The organism is Candidatus Magnetobacterium casense (assembly GCF_019173545.1).
GTDB classification, from domain to species: domain Bacteria; phylum Nitrospirota; class Thermodesulfovibrionia; order Thermodesulfovibrionales; family Magnetobacteriaceae; genus Magnetobacterium; species Magnetobacterium cryptolimnobacter.
Genome location: NZ_JABXWD010000527.1, coordinates 1 through 1,994 on the forward strand (window position 1 = coordinate 1; position 1,994 = coordinate 1,994).

The 1,994-nt window shown below is 50.4% G+C and carries 2 protein-coding genes; both read right to left on the reverse strand.

All coding sequences use genetic code 11. The annotated features are described in order from the left end of the window. On the reverse strand, positions 1-1,702 hold a 1,702-nt coding region (locus HWQ67_RS17180), incomplete at its 3' end, for a methyl-accepting chemotaxis protein (protein ID WP_218253920.1). A 53-nt stretch (positions 1,703-1,755) separates the two neighbouring features. Beyond that, positions 1,756-1,994, reverse strand: a 239-nt coding sequence (locus HWQ67_RS17185; protein ID WP_218253921.1) for a chemotaxis protein CheW, incomplete at its 5' end; no start/stop codon positions are given.

Here is a 1,994-nt window from a genome sequence, read left to right on the forward strand (position 1 = left end):
TGGAGATGGCAAGCGGTTTTTTTCTGACATTCGATTTAACCGGTTGTTGTTTGACGGCTGCCTGCCGGTCGCTTATGTCATCGGGCATCTTAAAGAACGATATGACCCGTTGCAGTTGATCCGCCTGATTGGCAAGCTCTACTGCCGTGGAGGACATCTCCTCGGAGGCGGAGGCGTTTTGCTGAATCACCTGGTCCAGTTGCTGTATGGCCTTGTTTATCTGATTTGCCCCCGTGTTTTGCTCGGCAGTGGAGGCGCTTATCTCCTGAATAAGCTCTGCCGTTTTCTTGATGTCGGGCACGATCTTGGTCAGCCTTACACCCGCCCCATTGGCGACATCCACGCTTGTGGTGGCCAGGGTGGTGATCTCCCCCGCAGCGGTCTGACTGCGCTCGGCCAGTTGTCTGACCTCGGAGGCTACAACGGCAAAGCCCTTGCCATGCTCCCCGGCACGCGCCGCCTCTATGGCTGCGTTTAATGCAAGGAGGTTCGTCTGTCGGGCGATCTCCTCAATAATGGTGATCTTACCGGCTATCTCCTTCATGGCATTGAGGGTTTCAGCCACAGCCTTGCCACTGTCTATGGCGTCCCCTGCCACCTGTTTTGCTATCTTTTCGGTTTGCTGGGCATTGTCGGAGGTCTGCTTGATGGTTGCGGCCATCTCCTCCATCGATGAGGATGCCTCCTCTGCCGCAGCGGCCTGCTCCGTCGCCCCCTGGGACATCTCTTCAGAGGCCGAACTGAGGTTAGCACTGCCATCGGCCACGCTGCCCGAGGTCAACTTTATCTCATAGAGCACGTCAACCAGCTTATCAACCATCGAGGCAAGCGATCTCATCAGTTCATCCTTATCGGAACGCTCCCTTATGTCTACCGTGAGGTCGCCCTTTGCGATTGTCTTTGCTATGGTGGTTATAACGTTGGTGGCGTCGATCAGGGCATTAAGGTTAGCCTTGATGTCGTTAAAATCACCCTTGTACTCCTCCGTGACCCTTTCAGGCGTGTCGCCCTTGGCTATCTTATCAGCCGCTGCCACCATTGCGTTGACAGGTTTGCTGATCGCGCCGGAGATGAACAGGCCCAATAATACAGCTATGATAAATCCTGCTATTGTCATGGCTATTATCAGGTTTGTAGTTTTATTGGCAAGAGCATCGTTTGAATCTTCCGTCTCTTTTGCCTGTTTCAGCTTTCTGTCCTTGAGGGCATCTATCGCGTCCTGTTCTGACATGGCAGCTTTTTTACCTTCATTTTTCATTAACGCTACGGCCTCTGCGTCTTTTCCTGCATTTTCAAGTTCTACGACTTTATCTATTATCGCTCCGTATGCCTTTCTGGTATCAACAAAATGCTCAAACATCCTCCTTGCTTCATCCGTAACAATCGTCTTTTCAAACTCCGAGGCTTCTTTGTTTATCTTGTCTCTCAACTCAGCAACCGTTTTGAGTGCTGCAGCTTTCTCCTCTTTTGTTTCTGCTGCGGAAAAGTCTCTCATGTTTACTCTTACTCTTTGAAAGGTCTCGGCTATTTCACCAAGCTGACCTATCGGTACTGTCATCTTCTCATACAAAAATGTACTCGCATCTGCGACTTTTTTAAGATCGACAATACTTAATGTCCCTACTATTACCGTTATACACGCGATAACCACAAAGCTGCCTATTAGCTTTGCCCCAATTTTTAAGTTGTAGAACCAGTTCATATCTATCTCCTTCGTTGGGTAATTAAATTAATAAATCGTGAATACGATTGTTTTCACGCCCTTACGGCACTATTTTGTACGGCCTTTATGATACCTGGCACGTCGAGGATCATCGCCACCGTGCCATCGCCCAGGATGGTGGCACCGGCTATGCCTTCTACGTCCTTATAGACCTTGCCCAGGGTCTTTAACTCCAATGGCAGCAACAGGCGCAGTGACAACATCGTGGTAGTCCAGTATGCCGGACAGAGTGTGGCCTTTGCCGTGGACAGGCTCTTTGGCGACGTGCAGG